This is a genomic window from Streptomyces sp. NBC_00525 (assembly GCF_036346595.1).
Lineage (GTDB): Bacteria > Actinomycetota > Actinomycetes > Streptomycetales > Streptomycetaceae > Streptomyces.
In genome coordinates this window covers 3,761,733-3,778,563 of sequence record NZ_CP107834.1, presented here as the reverse complement: position 1 = coordinate 3,778,563, position 16,831 = coordinate 3,761,733, and the positions used below count along the sequence as shown (strand labels likewise).

The following is a 16,831-nucleotide window of genomic DNA, read 5'->3' as shown; positions in this document are numbered from 1 at the left end:
CCGACCCCACCCGGTGGTTGCACTCTTGCGCCGACCGCGTCCAGCGACCAGGCTCGTGCACGTCCAGGCCCCCCGGTTTGCGAGGAGAGCGCCCATGAGCCTGCGATTCCTCGGGATTTGGCCCAACACCCCCGATGACGGCTCGCCCACGATCTGGCTGGACGAGACAACCGGAGATCTGATCATCCAGTCATGGAAAGCTGACGAGGACACGATTCGACAGGCACAGGAAGTCGGCTCGGTACCGGGCCACTCGACCGACGTTCCCGACCACGAGAGCGTGATCCGGTTACCCGCCAACATGCTCCGGTTCATCCCCCGTCCGGACAGTGAGGACAACGGTGGCGACAGCGGTACGTGAATGCCTCGCGAAGGCGCGGCACTCGGCGATGCACCTTGAGATGCGGGACGGCTACATGCGCGATGACCCCGAGTTCATCCGCTGGCAGAACGGACACCGGTACGACCCGGCCGACCGCGTCTCGTGGTGGCGCCCGTGGCTGGACGTAGTCGCCGAGGCGACCGGCCGAGGAGTCGTCATGCGCCGTCTGCGGGTGGTCTCCGAGCCGCTGAGCGACTACGTCCGGTACGAGTACGACGGCACCTTCACCAACGTCGCAGCGGGCGAGGACGTGCGGTGGTTGCCGCGCTCACGGGCGCGCGACCTGCTCCTCCCCGCACTGGACGGATGGGTCATGGACCAGGAGACCGTGGTCTTCCATCACTTCAGCGGGGACGGTGAGTGGACCGACCCTCGCATGGAAGTCGTGCACGACTCGGTCCTGGCCGCAAAGTACGTCAGCGCGTACGAGGCGGCGTGGGAACGCGCGATTCCCCACGCGGAGTACCGGCCCGCCTGACCACGTCTCCATGGCCGATTCTCCGTCTTCCAGCGCCCAGCAGGCCCGACAGGATCTCGCACGACGGCTGGCGGACCTCTGCCGGGACTCCGGCCTGACCGGGCTCGAACTGTCCGTACTCTGCGGGTGGAGCCGGTCCAAGTCGTCCCGGATCATGAACGCCAGGACCCCTCCGTCCGCCGACGACATCCGGGCGTGGTGCCGGGCGTGTGGTGCCGAGGGGCAGACCGAGGACCTGATCGCCTCGCTGCGAACCGCCGAGGGCATGTGGGTCAACTGGCAGCGCATGGAACGGGCCGGGCTCAGACAGGCGCAGGAAGCCCGCTTGCCCCTGTACCGGCGAACCCGCCGATTCCGCTCCTACTCCTCCTGGCTCGTGCCCGGCATGATCCAGACCTGGCCGTACACGACGGCGGCACTGCAATCCATCCAGCGGCGGCGCGGCCTGGTGGACGACGTGACCGAAGCGGTGGCCGCACGGATGGAGCGGCAGCGGGTGCTGTACGAGGGTGGCCGACGGTTCGCGTTCCTCGTCGAGGAGTCGGTGTTGCGGTCCGGAATCGGCGGCACCGAGGTCATGTCCGGACAGCTCGATCACCTGGTCACGGTCGCCTCGCTGCCCAACGTCAGCCTGGGAGTCGTACCCATGGCGTCCGACCGGAACCGATGGCCGGCCGAGGGGTTCTGGATTTATGACGCGGCCCAGGTCAACGTCGAGTTGGTGTCGGGTTACCTGACGATCACACAGCCCGGCGAAGTGGCCATGTACGCGGAGACGTTCGCCGAGCTTGCGGCGCAGGCCGTGTACGGGGCCGCCGCCCGCGCGCTCATCGCATCGGCACGCGACGCCCTCGGATAACTGGTGTGCAACCTCGTGCAACTCGGTGAGGGTCAGGGCCTGACCTTCCCTAACGTGGCAGCTGCGACAAGCCCGACCGGCAAGTCCTACGACAGAGGTGCCACCGAGAGAGGGGTGTTGCATGGAGACCCGGGAACGGGCACGGCTCAGCGCTTACTGGCGGAGCATCGCACGGGAGTTCACCCCTTCCGCACCACCGTCCTCGCTGCTGGTCACGCATCTGTTGCCCGAGCGCCCCGCGTTCGTGCGGGCTGTCGGCGAGGTCACGAACCTCCGGGCCGTGCTCCCCAAGCCCAAGTCCGTCCACGCCGAAGCCAAGCGGGAGATCGAGGCGAGGTTCGCCGTGGACGAGCTGTCGCGCGAGCGCTTTGCCGACCCGGAAACGGCCCTGGGCTACTTGGAGACCAGGGCCGCCGGCGAGCCCGTGGTGCTGCTCGACGTAGGCGGGTACTTTGCTCCCTCGCTCGATGAGCTGTGCGAGAAGTTCAGTGGGACAGTGCTCGGCGTGGTCGAGGACACGGAGAACGGCCACAAGCGCTATGCCGAGCGGGACCGGCTGCCGTGCCCCGTGGTCAGTGTGGCGCGCTCGCCGTTGAAGGAGCCGGAAGACTTCCTGGTCGGTCAGTCGGTCGTGTTCTCGACGGAGGCTCTGTTGCGGGGCCGAGGGGACATCCTGCACGGCCGCCCCGCACTCGTCCTCGGGTTCGGCAAGCTCGGCAGTTCGATCGCCCGCCTGCTGCACGCGAAGGGAGTGCATGTCACCGTGTACGACATAGACCCCGTCCGGCGGGCTCAAGCCCTGTCGCAGGGGTTCGGCGTTGCCCGCGACCGGGATGCCGCGTTGAAGTCTGCGGGGCTCGTACTGTGCGCGACGGGCGCGTTGTCGTTGCGCGGTGAGGACTTCACCGAGCTGAAGAACGGTGCGTTCGTCGCCACGGTTACCAGTTCGGAAGACGAGTTGGAGTTGTCCGGGCTGCCGGACGGCTACCGGAAGACCACTGCTGCGGACCACATCACGCGGTACGAGACGACTGGGCACTACTTCTATTTGATGAACGGGGGTGAGGCGGTCAACTTCCTGCACGGCGCTTCGGTCGGGCCGTTCATCTTCCTGGTTCAGGCCGAGATCATCGCGGGCGTGCACGCGCTGGCAGGCGGCGGCCTCGACGCCACCCTGCACGAGATATCGGCGGCGGACCGAAGCAGGATCGCCGCGACGTGGCTTCACTACTACAACGAACGGTGACACTCCATGATCACAAACGACCACATCCGAGGGACATTCGCCGAGTACGCCGCCGCGCACCCCGAGGAGAAGGACGCGTTGTCCGTCGTGTTCGAACGGCTCGACCAGGACGACGACCTGTCCAGTCGAAAGACGTGCCCGCTGCACGTCACCGCAGGGGCAGTGCTGGTGAACGAAAGCGGGAACGTGCTGCTCATCCGGCACAACGTGCTCGGCACGTACCTGACCCCGGGCGGGCACCTCGAACCGGAGGACGAGAGCCTGATCGGTGCCGCGCTCCGCGAACTCTCCGAGGAGACCGGCATCAGGGGGAGCATCACCCCACTGCTGCCCGGACCGGTACACATCGACGTCCACGACATTCCGGCGAACGACACAAAGGGGGAGCCCGCCCATCTGCACGCGGACGTGAGGTGGCTGTTCGGCACGAGCGGCCCCGTGGAAGTGACCTTGCAGGCAGAGGAGGTCAGTGCGTCGGAGTGGCGAGGCCCGGAGACACTCGCGGACGAGACGCTGCGGAACCGGGTCCTGTCCGCCCTCCGCTAGCCCTCGACGGCACGAGGCCCTGACGACTCGCGTACACCGCCCGTGGGACCCCCGATCCGGTCATGCCGACGCCACGGGGGCCTTCGGGAGACCACGACGATGTTCACTCCAAGGGTCGCGTTTTCTACGAATTTCGCGCGGATGAGGCCACTCTAAGTGATAAAGTTTCCTCATGACTCTGCTGAGCTTCACGGTGCGCAATCACAAGAGCATCCGTGACGAGATCACGCTCGACCTCACTCGCCCCTCGCTGCGGACACTCCGTCCGAAGGACGACGACTGGAATATCGTGACTTTTCCGCTCGCAGGAGTATTCGGCGGAAACGCGACCGGCAAATCCACCGTGCTCGACGCGCTGCGCTACGCCTTCACCGCGATCAGCCAGTCCGCCACCGCCTGGCAGGCGTCGAAGGGGATGCGGCGCGCCCCGTTCCAGCTCGACGGGTCCGCGCGCACCGCTTCGAGCACGTACGAGCTCGATTTCGTGTACGAGGGCCACCGGCATTCGTACGGGTTCGAGGTCGACCACGACGGGATCAGGCGCGAATGGCTGCGCGACGTTCCCGGTTCCCGGTGGCGCACCTTGCTGGACCGCGACCGCGACACCGGCGTGTTCAAGTTCCACCCGAGCCTGCGCGGCCGGATCGATGTGACGGGGCGCGAACTCGTGCTCAGTCGGGCCCTGCTGCTCGACGACTCGTCGTTGAACGCCCTCGCGCGCGAGCTGGTCGACCGCTTCGACTGCGTCCTGGTGAAGGACTCCCATCGCGAGGCACGGCTCAGGGACATCGCGGACTCGCTCGCGGAGGGGACGATCACGTTCCCCGATCTGGAAGCGCTGCTTCAGGTCGCCGACATCGGCGTCGAAGGGGTCAGCCTCGAAGAGACGGAGATCCCGGAGGAGGTGCGCCGGGCCCTCAGCCACTTCCAGCGCGAGTTGCGCGAGGAGGAGAACGGGGAGGAAGGCGACTCGTCACGCGGTGACGACGGCCCGGAGGACCTGGACGACGACGCGCTCGCGCAGGTCATCCGGCACCTCACCTTCACCCACCGCGGCTCCGCCGACGAGTGCCCCCAGTTCTCGATCCACGAGGAGAGCGACGGCACTATCGCCTGGCTCGCGACCGCCGTGCCGGCCGTGGAGGCCCTGCGCAAGGGCGGACTGCTCATCGTCGACGAGATCGATTCGAGCCTGCACCCTCACCTGCTGGAAGTGCTGCTCGGGGCGTTCGCCGACCCGGCGGTCAACACCCGACAGGCACAGCTGATCTTCACCAGCCACGAGTCGTACATCCTCTCACCGCTCAGCGACGTGAAGCTGGAGCCCGAGCAGGTCTGGTTCACCGACAAGACCTACGAGGGCGTCACCGAACTGACCTGCCTCGCGGACTTCCCCAGGCACCCGGACGCCAACGTGGCCCGCCGCTACCTGGCCGGCCGCTACGGCGGAACCCCCCACCTGTCGCCGAGCACATTGACGGCCCTCATCGTGTCCGGGGAGGACTAGAAGTGGCCGGCGGTCCGCGCGGCCGGGGAACGCGGAGAATACGTCCGCAGAGGCAACTCGCCAAACGCATCCTCGTCGTCACCGAGGGAACCGAGACCGAACCGCAGTACGTCGAGCGCCTGGGCGGCTTTCTGCGCAGCAAGGGTGCCACCGCGATCGTCAAGAAGGTCGGGGTGGGCACGGACCCGCTCAAGGTCGTCCGCAAGTGCGTGGAGATCAGGGACAGGGCGCAGGGCGACGCAGCCTTCGACATCTGTGTCTGCCTGGTCGATGTGGACCAGCACGCGACGCTGCCCGCCGCATGCAAGCTCGCGAAACAGGAGTCGATCCTCCTCCTGATCTCGAACCTCAAGTTCGAGGTGTGGCTCCGCTGGCACGCCGAGGACAAGCGGTCCGCCCTGACCACCACTCAGCTGGACCACCGGGTCGAGCAACTGAACCTGGCCAGCGGGAAGACCCTGCTCCCACGCTTCCCGATCGACCGGGTGTACGCGGCCTGCGACACCGCCCGGAAGGCCGACCCCGGCATGGCGGCATGCCGGATGGGCCCCGGCCCCTCCTCCGCCATGCCCCTCCTCGTGGACCTGCTCAAACCGAGCTGACCGCCGTACGCCGCAGCGTGAACTCGTTGCCGTCCGGGTCCAGCAGGGTGCCGGATTCCGTGTGGTGGGCGCCCAGGGACGTCAGGCGGGCGAGCTCCGCCGCCTCGTCGGCGTCCGGCGGCAGGGTCAGTTCGAAGTACAGGCGGTTGGTGTCGGTCTTGGGGTTCACCGGTGGGCCGCCCCAGGTGAGCTTCGTGCCGCCCCGGGGGGACTGGACGGCCGTCTCCTCGTCCTGGTCCCACACCAGCGGCCAGCCCAGCGCCTCGCTCCAGAAGTAGCCGACCGCCTGGGTGCCGTCGCAGGCGACCGCGCCGATGAACGCGGTGTCCGCGAGGAACTTGTTGCCCGCCGCGATCACGCAGAACTCGTTGCCGTCCGGGTCGGCGAGAACGACGTGGGTCTCCTCCGGGGACTGGCCGATGTCGATGTGCCGGCCGCCCAGTTCGAGGGCGCGGGCCACCGTGGCCGCCTGCTGCTCCGGGGTGGCGCTCGTCAGGTCGAAGTGGGCCTGGTTCTGGCGGATCTTCGGCTCCCGGCTCGCCGTGAAGCGGAGGGCGAAGCCCTCGCCGTCGTCTGGCGGCAGGACCGTGCCGTCGGCCGCCCGCTCCCGGCCCAGGAGGGCGGCCCAGAATCGGGACAGCGCCTCGGGGTCGCTCGCGTGGAAGCCGATCGCTGAGAGGTGGAGGGTCATGGTCCGTACGTCTCCGGTCTGTTGGCGGCGAACCCGCGCATCCTAGGAAGCGCGTACCGGCGACGCACCCCGATTTCCCGCGCACCGGCTACGCCGCCCCCGGTCCTCGGTCCAGGGTCACCCTGGCCGCCACCGGGAGGTGGTCGCTGCCCGTCCGGGGGAGGGTTCGTACGCGGTCGACCGCCGCGTCACGGGCCAGCACCTGGTCGATCCGGGTCAGCGGGAAGGACGCCGGGAAGCTGAACGCGAAGCCGCGCCGGGGGACGGAGAGGCGCGAGGTCAGGGGCGCCAGGCCCCGGTCGTCCACCGTCGCATTGAGGTCGCCGAGCACGAGCAGCGGGCCGGCCGTCTCCTCCGCGTCCAGGGCCGCGCCCAGCAGCCGGGCGCTTTCGTCGCGGCGGGCCGACGCCAGACCGGTCACGCCGATCCGGATCGACGGCAGGTGCGCCACGTACACCGTGACCTCGCCGTGCGGCGTCGCGGCGACCGTGCGCAGGCCCCGGCTCCACGGCTCCTCGATGTCCGCCGGCCGGATGTCCACCGTCCGGGTGCCGGCCAGGGGATGCCGCGACCAGAGGCCCACGGTGCCCCGGACCTCGTGGAACGGATACGCCGGCGCGAGCGCCTTCTCGTACGCGGGCAGCGCGTCCGGCACCAGTTCCTCCAGGGCGATCAGGTCGGCGCCCTCGGCGGCCAGGACGCGCGCGGTGCCCGTGGGGTCGGCGTTCACATCGCTGACGTTGTGCTGCACGACGAGCAGGTCCCGCGCCCCGTCGTCCGGGTCCGCCGCCGGGAGCAGCAGCCCGCCGAACGCGTACGCCCACGCCGTGACCGGCAGCACCACCGCGAGCAGGGCGAGCGGCGCCCGGCGCAGCGCGGCGAGCGCGAGCAGGGGGACGACGGCGAGCCCGAGCCACGGCAGGAACGCCTCCAGGAGACTGCCCAGCCGGCCCGGCGTGTTGGGCACGGCCCGGTGCCCGACGAGCAGCACGGCCGTCAGCGCGGCGAGCCCGGCCAGGACCCTGCCGCGCCGCCACCGCGACGGCGCCGCCACCGCGTCGGCCTCCCGCGTCACCCCCGCCCCCGGTTCCCCGTCGTTTTGCGCAGGCGCGAGCGCACCGCCCGCTGGGCGACCGGGCCCAGGTCGTCCAGCGCCGTGGCCAGGGCGGCCAGTTGGTCGAGGGAGGCCAGGGCGCGTTCGGCGCCCGCCGGGTCCACGCCCTCGTACAGTTCCAGGCCGACGAAGGCCGCCGATGCCGCCTTCGCCAGTCCCGGAATGTCCACGAACTCCGCCAGCGGACTGCCCGCCAGAACGCGGATCAGGACGTGTTCGATCTCGTCCGTCCACAGCGTGAGCCCGGCGGCCGTGGCGGTCGCCAGGCGGGGCTGGGTCTGGCCGCCGGCAAGGAGCTGGCCGAGGACGGCGACATGGCCGCCCGCCCGTTCGGAGGCGTTCAGTTCGCGGGCCACGGTGAGGAGTTCACCCAGCGAGCGCACCCGATCCAGCCGCTCGCGGTAGGTCGCGAGGCGCTGTTCGGCGCCGTGCCGGCAGGCGGCGGCCAGCAGCTCGTCCACCGTGCCGAAGTGGTAGAAGACCAGGGCCTGATTGACCCCGGCGGCCGCGGCGATGCTCCGCGCGGACGTCTTGGCGATGCCCTGCTCGGTGAGCGTGGCGAGCGCACCGTCCAACAGCTTCGTACGGGTGTCGGCCCCGCCGCCCGCACCTTTCAAGTCCCCGCCCGCCTTCTTCACGCGTGCGCTCACGCCCTCGCTCATGCCCGTGCCTCCTCGCGTACCGGCCGCAGATCCTGCCGTACGCGGCCGGCCGGCGCGTACTCGGCGGTGAACGAGCCCTGGTAGCCGAACAGCGGGCCGAAGCGGCGGTTGGTGACCTCGACCCGGATGCGGAAGCGGCCCGCCGCCTCGTCGTACGACTCCCGCACCACCGCGTCGCCCCCGATCAGCGCGGGCACCCGCGCGTCCACGGGGCCCTCCCGGAAGCGGTGTTCGCCGGAGCGGATGACGAGGGCGCCGGCCCCGTCCACCGAGAGGTGCAGATCCGTGGCGAGGTGCTGGTGCGTTCCCAGGTAGTCGACCACGCAACCGCGCTCCGGGCTGTGGACCATCGTCGCGTCGAAGCGCCGGGGGCCGTCCGGGAAGGCGAACGTCCGGACGAAGGTGACCGTTTCGCGGCCGTAGGAGTCCGTGAAGGGCACGTTCTCGATGGTGAACGGGATGTTCCGGCCGGAGCGCGGGAGCAGGATGTTGCGGGTGGCGCCCAGCGCGAGGAACGGGCGTACCCAGCTGCCGCCGTGCCACACCCGGTCCATCACCCCGCGCCCCGTGCAGGACTCGCCGCCGGCCAGCCCCACGGAGAAGCGGCGCCGGATCTGCGGGTGGAGGCGGTCGAAGTCGGCCCCCAGTGCCTGCTGGAAGATCGAGGTCACGGCTGCTCCAGACGGTCGAGGAGGGCGGGCGGCGCGCCTACGTCGGCGCCGGTGCCGGTGCCGCGCCCCGGCGGGCGGCGCAGGCAGCGGCGGGCGGACGGGGTGCCGGGCAGCGGCGGCAGGAGGAGCGCGGCGAGCAGGACGGTTACGGCGACGAGGAGGGCGGGCACGGAGCCGAGGAGGGCGGGCACGGAGCCGAGCCCGCCGCCCCAGGAACCGGCGCCCCAGAGCCCGGCGCCCCGAAGCCCTCCGCCCCGGGCCCCGGCGGCCGACGCCCCCGCGACCCACACCGCTCCGGCCAACGCCGCCACGCGGGCCGCCGCCTCCGCCAGGCCCCGCAGAAGCGCCCGTTCCGGGGTGACCCCCCGCTCGCACCACAGCCGCAACCGGTCGAACGACCAGGCGGTCGCCCAGCCCATCAGCGGCCGGAAGACCACGCGGTCCGCGAGCCGGCCCGGCCGGCCCCAGCGCGGCTCGTAGTCGTACCCGGTGAGGAAGCGGAGCCCGTCCGGGCCGGGCACGTAACGCCAGTACCCCCGCCCCTCCGTGAGGAACGACAGCGGATGCGCGCAGGCGAAGCGGAGGGCCGAGGTGCGCGTGCCGTCCGGGCGGTGGCGCTCGCCGGCCGAGACGCCGGTGCCGGCCACGAGGAGGCCGGGCAGCACCCGTACCCCGTACGTGAAGCGCTGCGGCTCCCCCTCGGCGACCGGCAGATACGCGATGCGCGTGAACCGCAGGTCCCACCGCTGGTGCTGGGCCGGGTCCTGGCTGCGTTCCCAGACGCACTCCAGGCCGGCCCGTATCCGGGCCTCCACATACAGACCACCGGCCATCGGCCCCACCCCCGTACAGACGGTTTGAGCAGTCGCTCAAATCGCTTCCCGGCAGAGAGTAGTGGAGTTTGAGCGACTGCTCAAATGCTTGGGGTCGGCCGTCACGGGGAAGGGCGCGCCCCCGCCCCGCTCAGCGCCCCGGAAACCGCTCCCCGCACGCGCTGCAGAACACCGGCGCGGACTCCTGGGACATCCGCCCGCACTCCGGGCAGACCCGGTCCAGCGAGCACGGCGCCTCGCCGCCCTCGTACGCCCGCACCGCCGGCTTGATCGCGAGGCCGGGGCGGCGGCGGTGCACGGTCAGATAGGCCAGCCCCTCCGGGCCCGCCGTCAGGGAGCGCCGCGACGTACGGGGCAGCCAGGTGGCGGTGCTCGGGGTCAGCGTCAGGGGCTCGGAGCCGTCACCGGGAACGAGCCGGCCGCCGCCCGCGAGAACCACGAGGAGAACGTCGAGCACGTCCTCCTGGTGCTCCCCCACCTCGGCCCCCGGCGGCAGCCGCACCAGATTGGCGTCCAGCTCCCTCCCCCGCCGGTCGAGCTGCCACAGAGCACCCCGGTCATCGGGGCCCGCGGCGGCGAGCAGATCATCCAGCACGGCGAGTATCTCGGGAGTCGCGTTCACGCCGCCCAGGCTACGACCGCGCGTAAGCTGTGCGCCCTTCCCGTACGCCCCACCGCCGAAACCGCCGTACCACCACCGCCGAAACCGCCGTACGCCGCCGCACGCGGCCGTACGCCGCACAGCGAGGAGACGCCGCGTCATGTCCGATGAGAAATACCCGCCGATCGAACCGTACGAGCACGGCATGCTCGATGTCGGTGACGGCAACCACGTGTACTGGGAGGTGTGCGGGAACCCCGACGGGAAGCCCGCCGCCGTCGTGCACGGCGGGCCCGGTTCGGGCTGCGGAACGGGGGCGCGGCGGATGTTCGACCCGGAGCGGTACCGGGTCGTCCTCTTCGACCAGCGCAACTGCGGCCGGTCCACCCCGCACGCGAGCGACCCGGCCGTGGACCTGCGGCACAACACCACGGACCACCTGATAGCCGACATGGAACGCCTCCGCGTCCACCTGGGCATCGACCGCTGGCTGCTGCACGGCGGCTCCTGGGGCTCCACCCTGATCCTGGCGTACGCCGAGCGGTACCCGGAGCGGGTCAGCGAGATCGTGATCCCCTCGGTGACCACGACGCGGCGCTCCGAGATCGACTGGCTGTACCGGGGCGCGGGCCGCTTCTTCCCGGAGGCGTGGGAGCTGTTCCGGGCGGGCGTCCCGGAGGCGGCGAGCGACGCCACACCGGACGTGCTCGCCGCGTACGCCCGGCGCACCGCGGACCCCGACCCGGAGGTCCGGGCGCGGGCGACGGCCGACTGGTGCGCCTGGGAGGACGCGGTGCTGTCCCAGGAGGCGTACACCGGCCCGCCCCCGTTCAGCGGCCGCCCCGACCGGGCGCGGCAGGCCCTGGTCCGGATCTGCGCGCACTACTTCTCGCACGGCGCCTGGCTGGAGGAGGGGCAGCTGATCCGGGACGCGGGACGGCTCGCCGGGATTCCCGGAGTGCTGGTGCACGGCCGGATGGACATGGGCGGACCGCTGATCACCGCATGGGAGCTGGCCAGGGCGTGGCCGGACGCCGAACTGACGGTGATCAACGACGCCGGCCACCTCGGCGGAACGGCGACCCGCCGGGCACTCATGGCAGCACTGAACCGGTTCGCCCGCAGCTGACGATCCCCGTAGGGAACGCACCGCTTGCTTCGAGCGCGCTCGAAGGCGTTGGCTTGGGAGTCATGAAGTACACGCAGCTCGGACGCACCGGACTCAAGGTAAGCCGCCTCGTCCTGGGGACGATGAACTTCGGCCCCCAGACCGACGAGAGCGACAGCCACACCCTCATGGACGCCGCGCTGGACGCGGGCGTCAACTTCTTCGACACCGCGAACGTCTACGGCTGGGGCGAGAACAAGGGCCGCACCGAGGAGATCCTCGGCACCTGGTTCGCCAAGGGCGGCGACCGCCGCGACAAGGTCGTGCTCGCCACCAAGGTCTACGGCAACATGGGCGCCGACGGCGAGGCGTGGCCGAACCACGACAAGCTGTCCGCCGTCAACATCCGCCGGGCCGTGGACGCCAGCCTGAAGCGGCTCCGGACGGACCACATCGACTTGTACCAGTTCCACCACGTCGACCGGGACACCCCGATCGAGGAGATCTGGCAGGCCATCGACGTACTGATCCAGCAGGGCAAGATCCTGTACGCCGGTTCCTCGAACTTCTCCGGCTACAAGATCGCCCAGGCCAACGAGCGCGCCCGGCAGCGCGGCAGCTACGGCCTGGTCAGCGAGCAGTGCATCTACAACCTGATGGAGCGCGGCGCCGAGATGGAGGTCATCCCGGCGTCCCGCGAGTACGGCCTCGGGGTCATCCCGTGGTCCCCGCTGCACGGCGGCCTCCTCGGCGGCGCGCTCCGCAAGCAGCGCGAGGGCGGCGGCGCCCGCTCCTCCTCCGGCCGGGCCGCCGACGCGCTGGCCGACCCGAAGGTCCGGGCGCAGGTGCAGGCGTACGAGGACCTGCTGGAGAAGCACGGCCTGGAGCCGGGTGAGGTGGGCCTCGCCTGGCTGCTGACCCGGCCGGGCATCACGGGCCCGATCTCCGGCCCGCGCACCCGTGAGCAGCTCGACTCGGCGCTGCGCGCGGTGGAGCTGGAGCTGTCGGCGGAGGTGCTGGCGGCGCTGGAGGAGATCTTCCCCGGCCCCGGCCCCTCGCCGGAGAACTTCGCCTGGTAGCTCCCCGTACGGGGATGCCTAGCCGAAGGCGGCTGCCACGGCGACGACGGCGAACATCAGCACGAGCACCACGGCCATGACGCGGTTTCTGGTCTTCGGGTCCACCCGACGAGCGTAACCGGACAGGCCCCGGTGACCACGAAGCGGCCCCGCCCCGGAGCACCGGGACGGGGCCGCCGAGGCGTCCGCGTACGGCTACGCCACCGTGGCCAGGCGCTCGCGCGGCACCACGCGCACCTGGGGGCGGCCCTGGTGCAGGCCCACCTTGAGGCGCAGGCCGCCGACACGGACCAGGATCGCGCCGATGACGAGGGCCGCCAGCATGGACAGCGCGCCGCCGAACACCATGCCGGTGCGGGCGCCGTACGCGTCGCTGATCCAGCCGACGATCGGGGCGCCGACCGGCGTACCGCCGACGAACACCATCATGTAGAGGCTCATCACCCGGCCCCGCATGGCCGGGTCGGACGCCATCTGGACGCTGGTGTTGGCGCTGATGTTGGTCGTCAGGCCGATCATGCCGATCGGGACGAGCAGCAGCGCGAAGATCCAGACGGCCGGTGCGAGCGCCGCGACGATCTCCAGCAGGCCGAAGGCCGTGGCGGCGACGACCAGCATCCGCAGCCGCGAGGAGCGGCGGCGGGCGGCGAGCAGGGCGCCGGCCAGTGAGCCGGCGGCCATGAGGATGTTGAAGAACGAGTACATCCCGGCGCCGCCGTGGAAGATCTCGTCCGCGAAGGCCGTCAGCCAGATCGGGAAGTTGAAGCCGAAGGTGCCGACGAAGCCGACCAGGACGATGGGCCAGATCAGCTCGGGGCGGCCCGAGACGTATCGCAGCCCTTCCCGCAGCTGGCCCTTGGCGCGCGGCACGATGACGGCCTTGTGCAGCTCGGCGGGGCGCATCATCAGCAGGCCGATGATCGGGGCGGCGAACGAGAGGCCGTTGAACATGAAGGCCCAGCCGCTGCCGACCGTGGTGATCAGCACACCGGCGACGGCGGGGCCGATGAGCCGGGCGGACTGGAAGTTCGCCGAGTTCAGGCTGACCGCGTTGCGCAGCTGGGCGGGGCCGACCATCTCGGAGACGAAGGCCTGCCGCGCCGGGTTGTCGACGACGGTGACCATGCCGAGCAGGAACGCGATGAGATAGACGTGCCACACCTCGACCACGCCGGAGAGCGTGAGCGCGGCGAGCACGACGCCGCAGGCGCCGAGGGCCGCCTGGCTGACGAGCAGGAGCTGCCGCTTCGGCACCCGGTCGGCGATGACACCGCCGTACAGGCCGAACAGCAGCATGGGGAGGAACTGGAGGGCCGTGGTGATGCCCACGGCCGCGGCGGACCCGGTGAGGCTCAGGACGAGCCAGTCCTGCGTGATGCGGGACATCCAGGTACCGGTGTTGGAGATCACGGCGCCCGTGGCGAACAGGCGGTAGTTGCGTATCTTCAGCGACGAGAAGGTCCCGCCGGTCTTGCTCTCGTGGGTGGAAGTCGGTGCGGGGGCGGAGTCTGCTCCGGTTCCCGTACTCAAAAGGGTTCGCCTCCTCGGGCGTGAACGGTGTGTGACTGACGAGGGCCCGGTACGGTCCTGGACCGTTACGGGCCTACAGGTGGGCCAGCTTCTCCAGCACGGGCGCCGCGTTGCGCAGCGTCTCCCACTCGTCCTCGTCCAGGCCCTCGGCCAGGGTGGTGAGCCAGGCGTTCCGCTTCTTGCGGCTCTCGGCGAGCATGGCCTCGGCCCGCTCGGTCTGGCTGACCACCTTCTGGCGACGGTCGTCGGGGTGCGGTTCCAGCCTGACCAGGCCCTTCGATTCCAGCAACGCGACGATGCGGGTCATCGACGGAGGCTGTACGTGCTCCTTGCGGGCGAGCTCACCGGGAGTGGCCGAGCCACAACGGGCGAGGGTCCCGAGCACCGACATCTCGGTCGGGCTGAGCGACTCGTCGACGCGCTGGTGCTTGAGGCGCCGGCCGAGCAGCATGACGGCGGAACGAAGGGAGCTCACGGCGGCGGCACTGTCGCTGTCGTGGATCAGGTCAGGCATGTTTGTTAGCGTAACTCATTACCTACTCTAAAGACCACTTGTGTTACACGCGCGAGAGCGGGATCACCTGGCGGGACCACCAATCGATCACCCGAACGAGTGAGTCGGCGGTGGAAAATCACGCACGACGGGCCTGCGGGACGTAACCCTGCATGCCATGGGATCGACAGTGCTCAGCCTGCGCATAGACGGTGAGCTGCTCGACCGGCTCAAGCAGCATGCCGCAAAACGCGGAATGAGCGTCCAGGACTATGTGGTCCGGACGCTCATTCGCGACGACTTCGACGAACGTTTTCAGTCGGCCGTCGAGGAGACAGAGAAGTTCTACGCCGACGAGGCCGGCTGACCGCCGGCCCGCGACGCCCTTACGTGAGGCCCAGCGCGGGCATCATGTAGTAGAAGACGAAGACCGCCGACACGACGTACATGGCCACCGGCACCTCGCGACCGCGCCCGGCGGCCAGCCGCAGCACGCTGAACGCGATGAAGCCGATGCCGATGCCGTTGGTGATCGAGTACGTGAACGGCATCATGACCATGGCGAGGAACGCCGGGATCGCGAGCGTGTAGTCGCTCCAGTCGATGTCCCGCACCGAGCCGGCGATGATCAGGAAGCCCACCGCGAGGAGCGCGGGGGTGGCCGCCTGCGACGGGACCATGGTCGCCAGCGGCGTGAGGAACAGCGCCACCGTGAACAGCAGGCCCGTGACGACGCCGGCCAGGCCCGTACGGGCCCCCTCGCCGACGCCGGCCGTGGACTCCACGAAGCAGGTCGAGGCGGACGAGGAGCTGGCACCGCCCGCGGCGACCGCGACACCGTCGATGAACAGCACCTTGTTGATGCCCGGGAAGTTGCCCTCGGGGTCCGTCAGCTTCGCCTCGTCGCCGACGCCGAGGATCGTGCCCATCGCGTCGAAGAAGCAGGACAGCAGCACGGTGAAGACGAACAGGATGCCGGTCAGCACGCCGACCTTCTGGAAGCCGCCGAACAGGCTGAACTCACCCAGCAGCCCGAAGTCCGGCGTCGACACCGGATTACCCGGCCACTCCGGGACGGTCAGCCCCCACGCCTTGGCCGGCAGGTCCGCCACGGCGTTGACGACCAGCGCGAGGACGGTCATCGCCACGATGGAGATCAGGATCGCGCCCGGCACCTTGCGGACGAGCAGGATCAGCGTGAGCAGCGCGCCGAGGACGAAGATCAGGACCGGCCAGCCGTTGAGGTGGCCGTCGCCGCCGAGCTGGAGCGGGACCGTGGTCATCGCCTTGTCGGGGATGCGGGAGACGAAGCCCGAGTCCACCAGGCCGATCAGCAGGATGAACAGGCCGATGCCGATGGCGATGCCCTTGCGGAGCGACCCCGGTACGGCGGTCATCACCCGTTCCCGCAAGCCGGTCGCGACCAGCAGCATGACCACGATGCCCGCGAGGACCACCATGCCCATGGCGTCCGGCCAGGTCATCCGGGGGGCGAGCTGGAGGGCGACGACGGTGTTGACGCCGAGCCCGGCCGCCAGCGCGATCGGCACGTTGCCGATGACGCCCATGAGCAGCGTGGAGAACGCGGCGGTGATGACGGTCGCGGTGACCAGCTGGCCGCCGTTGAGGAACTGCTCGTTCACGTCCTTCGCGCTGCCGAGGATGATCGGGTTCAGCACGATGATGTAGGCCATCGCGAAGAAGGTCGCGAATCCGCCACGGATCTCGCGGGCTACCGACGACCCCCGCTCGGAGATCTTGAAGAAGCGGTCCAGGCCGCCGGAGGGCTGGGGAGCCGGGGGCGGCGTGGCATCGACCTTGGCGGTGGCCGAGGGGGACATGGATGACCTCAGTATCAGTACGTACGCACAGGGGGTTAAAAGTGGTCAGCTTTGGACTTTCACACGAATAATTCGAGCCAGTCTGAAGCAGATTCAGTATGAATACATAAGGCGAAGATCGCTATCTCCGCGCGTAGACCCTTGGCCCGACTGGCCCGGCGACGTCGGCATACGGGCCGCATACACTGATCGCATGGCGAAGTGGACACCGAAGCACGAGGCACCGGAGCCCCTGGAGGGCCCGATCGTCGCGACGATCACCGGCGGCACGATCCTCTGGTTCGTCCTCTTCCTCGTCCAGATCCCGTTCTACAACTGGTTCGACGACCACGGCCACCTGTGGTGGGTGTGGACCTGCCTGGCCGGCGCGGGCCTGGGCCTGATCGGCATCTGGTACGTACGCGGCCGCGACGCGGCCCTCAAGCGCGCGGCGGCTGCGGCGGAGACGGCGGCGGACCCGCAGGCCGAATAGGGCCCCGCCCGGACAAAACGCCGGGCCACGGCCCTCGCCCGTACAACCACGGGACCATTTCTCTCCTCCCCCGGTCTGATCTTCGTACCCCCGGCGGGTGTCGCGGACGTTCCACC

Annotated in this window: 20 protein-coding genes; 11 read left to right on the top strand and 9 right to left on the bottom strand. The window is 70.2% G+C overall.

The annotated features are described in order from the left end of the window. Positions 1-94: 94 nt before the first annotated feature. From OG710_RS16780 to OG710_RS16750, 7 genes are all read left to right on the top strand, one after another. The gene (locus tag OG710_RS16780; RefSeq protein ID WP_330240059.1) at positions 95-361 is read left to right on the top strand and encodes a hypothetical protein; all 267 of its coding nucleotides are present in this window, start codon (positions 95-97) and stop codon (positions 359-361) included. Next, positions 342-860: a DUF6879 family protein gene (locus OG710_RS16775; RefSeq protein WP_443064266.1), complete on the top strand. Its 519-nt coding sequence runs from the start codon at positions 342-344 to the stop codon at positions 858-860. The genes OG710_RS16780 and OG710_RS16775 overlap by 20 nt, the downstream gene beginning before the upstream one ends. 10 nt (positions 861-870) lie before the next feature. Then, on the top strand, positions 871-1,719 hold the full coding sequence (locus OG710_RS16770) for a helix-turn-helix domain-containing protein (RefSeq protein WP_330240058.1): 849 nt from the start codon (positions 871-873) through the stop codon (positions 1,717-1,719). Positions 1,720-1,840: 121 nt separating this feature from the next. After that, positions 1,841-2,965 carry an adenosylhomocysteinase gene (locus tag OG710_RS16765; protein WP_330240057.1) on the top strand — a complete coding sequence of 375 codons (1,125 nt, stop codon included), beginning with the start codon at positions 1,841-1,843 and terminating at the stop codon, positions 2,963-2,965. A gap of 6 nt (positions 2,966-2,971) precedes the next feature. Continuing rightward, positions 2,972-3,511, top strand: coding sequence for an NUDIX hydrolase (locus OG710_RS16760; protein ID WP_330240056.1), 540 nt, complete (start codon positions 2,972-2,974; stop codon positions 3,509-3,511). Between the two features lie 172 nt (positions 3,512-3,683). After that, positions 3,684-5,018 carry an AAA family ATPase gene (locus OG710_RS16755; RefSeq protein WP_330240055.1) on the top strand — a complete coding sequence of 445 codons (1,335 nt, stop codon included), beginning with the start codon at positions 3,684-3,686 and terminating at the stop codon, positions 5,016-5,018. Between the two features lie 2 nt (positions 5,019-5,020). Beyond that, positions 5,021-5,620, top strand: a complete 600-nt coding sequence (locus tag OG710_RS16750; protein WP_330240054.1) for an RloB family protein — start codon at positions 5,021-5,023, stop codon at positions 5,618-5,620. Here OG710_RS16750 and OG710_RS16745 read toward each other — a convergent pair. The 6 genes from OG710_RS16745 to OG710_RS16720 form a co-directional block, all read right to left on the bottom strand. Continuing rightward, positions 5,607-6,311, bottom strand: a complete 705-nt coding sequence (locus OG710_RS16745; RefSeq protein ID WP_330240053.1) for a VOC family protein — start codon at positions 6,309-6,311, stop codon at positions 5,607-5,609. The two genes, OG710_RS16750 and OG710_RS16745, sit on opposite strands and share 14 nt — an antisense overlap. A gap of 88 nt (positions 6,312-6,399) precedes the next feature. Next, the gene (locus OG710_RS16740) at positions 6,400-7,386 is read right to left on the bottom strand and encodes an endonuclease/exonuclease/phosphatase family protein (protein WP_330240052.1); all 987 of its coding nucleotides are present in this window, start codon (positions 7,384-7,386) and stop codon (positions 6,400-6,402) included. Next, positions 7,383-8,087 carry a TetR/AcrR family transcriptional regulator gene (locus OG710_RS16735; RefSeq protein ID WP_330240051.1) on the bottom strand — a complete coding sequence of 235 codons (705 nt, stop codon included), beginning with the start codon at positions 8,085-8,087 and terminating at the stop codon, positions 7,383-7,385. The genes OG710_RS16740 and OG710_RS16735 overlap by 4 nt, the downstream gene beginning before the upstream one ends. After that, positions 8,084-8,758 (bottom strand): DUF4166 domain-containing protein, encoded by a 675-nt coding sequence (locus OG710_RS16730; RefSeq protein ID WP_330240050.1) that lies wholly within the window; start codon positions 8,756-8,758, stop codon positions 8,084-8,086. The genes OG710_RS16735 and OG710_RS16730 overlap by 4 nt, the downstream gene beginning before the upstream one ends. Beyond that, a complete protein-coding gene (locus OG710_RS16725) occupies positions 8,755-9,591 on the bottom strand; it encodes a hypothetical protein (protein ID WP_330240049.1) in 837 nt (278 codons plus the stop codon). The genes OG710_RS16730 and OG710_RS16725 overlap by 4 nt, the downstream gene beginning before the upstream one ends. Positions 9,592-9,721: 130 nt before the next feature. Then, the gene (locus OG710_RS16720; protein ID WP_330240048.1) at positions 9,722-10,213 is read right to left on the bottom strand and encodes a hypothetical protein; all 492 of its coding nucleotides are present in this window, start codon (positions 10,211-10,213) and stop codon (positions 9,722-9,724) included. Positions 10,214-10,352: 139 nt separating this feature from the next. On the opposite strand from OG710_RS16720, the gene pip reads away from it, so the two are divergent. Then, the gene (gene pip, locus OG710_RS16715) at positions 10,353-11,321 is read left to right on the top strand and encodes a prolyl aminopeptidase (protein WP_330240047.1); all 969 of its coding nucleotides are present in this window, start codon (positions 10,353-10,355) and stop codon (positions 11,319-11,321) included. Between the two features lie 62 nt (positions 11,322-11,383). Continuing rightward, positions 11,384-12,379 (top strand): aldo/keto reductase, encoded by a 996-nt coding sequence (locus OG710_RS16710; protein WP_330240046.1) that lies wholly within the window; start codon positions 11,384-11,386, stop codon positions 12,377-12,379. A 195-nt stretch (positions 12,380-12,574) separates the two neighbouring features. On the opposite strand, the gene OG710_RS16705 is transcribed toward OG710_RS16710, so the two are convergent. Beyond that, positions 12,575-13,909 (bottom strand): MFS transporter, encoded by a 1,335-nt coding sequence (locus OG710_RS16705; protein WP_330240045.1) that lies wholly within the window; start codon positions 13,907-13,909, stop codon positions 12,575-12,577. 73 nt (positions 13,910-13,982) lie between these two features. Beyond that, positions 13,983-14,423, bottom strand: coding sequence for a MarR family winged helix-turn-helix transcriptional regulator (locus OG710_RS16700; protein ID WP_111336836.1), 441 nt, complete (start codon positions 14,421-14,423; stop codon positions 13,983-13,985). Between the two features lie 157 nt (positions 14,424-14,580). Between OG710_RS16700 and OG710_RS16695 the strand changes: the two genes are divergently transcribed. Beyond that, positions 14,581-14,769 carry a ribbon-helix-helix protein, CopG family gene (locus OG710_RS16695; RefSeq protein WP_111336834.1) on the top strand — a complete coding sequence of 63 codons (189 nt, stop codon included), beginning with the start codon at positions 14,581-14,583 and terminating at the stop codon, positions 14,767-14,769. Positions 14,770-14,788: 19 nt separating this feature from the next. Here OG710_RS16695 and OG710_RS16690 read toward each other — a convergent pair whose 3' ends face one another. Further along, complete coding sequence (locus OG710_RS16690) at positions 14,789-16,243, bottom strand: NCS2 family permease (protein ID WP_330240044.1); 1,455 nt, start codon at positions 16,241-16,243, stop codon at positions 14,789-14,791. 193 nt (positions 16,244-16,436) lie between these two features. Here OG710_RS16690 and OG710_RS16685 point away from each other — a divergent pair, with 193 nt between their 5' ends. After that, positions 16,437-16,715, top strand: coding sequence for a DUF2530 domain-containing protein (locus tag OG710_RS16685; protein WP_330240043.1), 279 nt, complete (start codon positions 16,437-16,439; stop codon positions 16,713-16,715). The last annotated feature ends 116 nt before the right edge of the window (positions 16,716-16,831 follow it).

Excerpts from the sequence above, each read along its gene's own strand:
- OG710_RS16760 (WP_330240056.1), top strand. The coding sequence starts at position 2,972 with ATGATCACAAACGACCACATCCGAGGGACATTCGCCGAGTACGCCGCC.
- OG710_RS16780 (WP_330240059.1), top strand. The coding sequence starts at position 95 with ATGAGCCTGCGATTCCTCGGGATTTGGCCCAACACCCCCGATGACGGC.
- OG710_RS16710 (WP_330240046.1), top strand. The coding sequence starts at position 11,384 with ATGAAGTACACGCAGCTCGGACGCACCGGACTCAAGGTAAGCCGCCTC.
- OG710_RS16770 (WP_330240058.1), top strand. The coding sequence starts at position 871 with ATGGCCGATTCTCCGTCTTCCAGCGCCCAGCAGGCCCGACAGGATCTC.
- OG710_RS16735 (WP_330240051.1), bottom strand. The coding sequence starts at position 8,087 with ATGAGCGAGGGCGTGAGCGCACGCGTGAAGAAGGCGGGCGGGGACTTG.
- OG710_RS16700 (WP_111336836.1), bottom strand. The coding sequence starts at position 14,423 with ATGCCTGACCTGATCCACGACAGCGACAGTGCCGCCGCCGTGAGCTCC.
- OG710_RS16725 (WP_330240049.1), bottom strand. The coding sequence starts at position 9,591 with ATGGCCGGTGGTCTGTATGTGGAGGCCCGGATACGGGCCGGCCTGGAG.
- OG710_RS16685 (WP_330240043.1), top strand. The coding sequence starts at position 16,437 with ATGGCGAAGTGGACACCGAAGCACGAGGCACCGGAGCCCCTGGAGGGC.
- OG710_RS16690 (WP_330240044.1), bottom strand. The coding sequence starts at position 16,243 with ATGTCCCCCTCGGCCACCGCCAAGGTCGATGCCACGCCGCCCCCGGCT.
- OG710_RS16695 (WP_111336834.1), top strand. The coding sequence starts at position 14,581 with ATGGGATCGACAGTGCTCAGCCTGCGCATAGACGGTGAGCTGCTCGAC.
- OG710_RS16765 (WP_330240057.1), top strand. The coding sequence starts at position 1,841 with ATGGAGACCCGGGAACGGGCACGGCTCAGCGCTTACTGGCGGAGCATC.
- OG710_RS16745 (WP_330240053.1), bottom strand. The coding sequence starts at position 6,311 with ATGACCCTCCACCTCTCAGCGATCGGCTTCCACGCGAGCGACCCCGAG.
- OG710_RS16755 (WP_330240055.1), top strand. The coding sequence starts at position 3,684 with ATGACTCTGCTGAGCTTCACGGTGCGCAATCACAAGAGCATCCGTGAC.
- pip (WP_330240047.1), top strand. The coding sequence starts at position 10,353 with ATGTCCGATGAGAAATACCCGCCGATCGAACCGTACGAGCACGGCATG.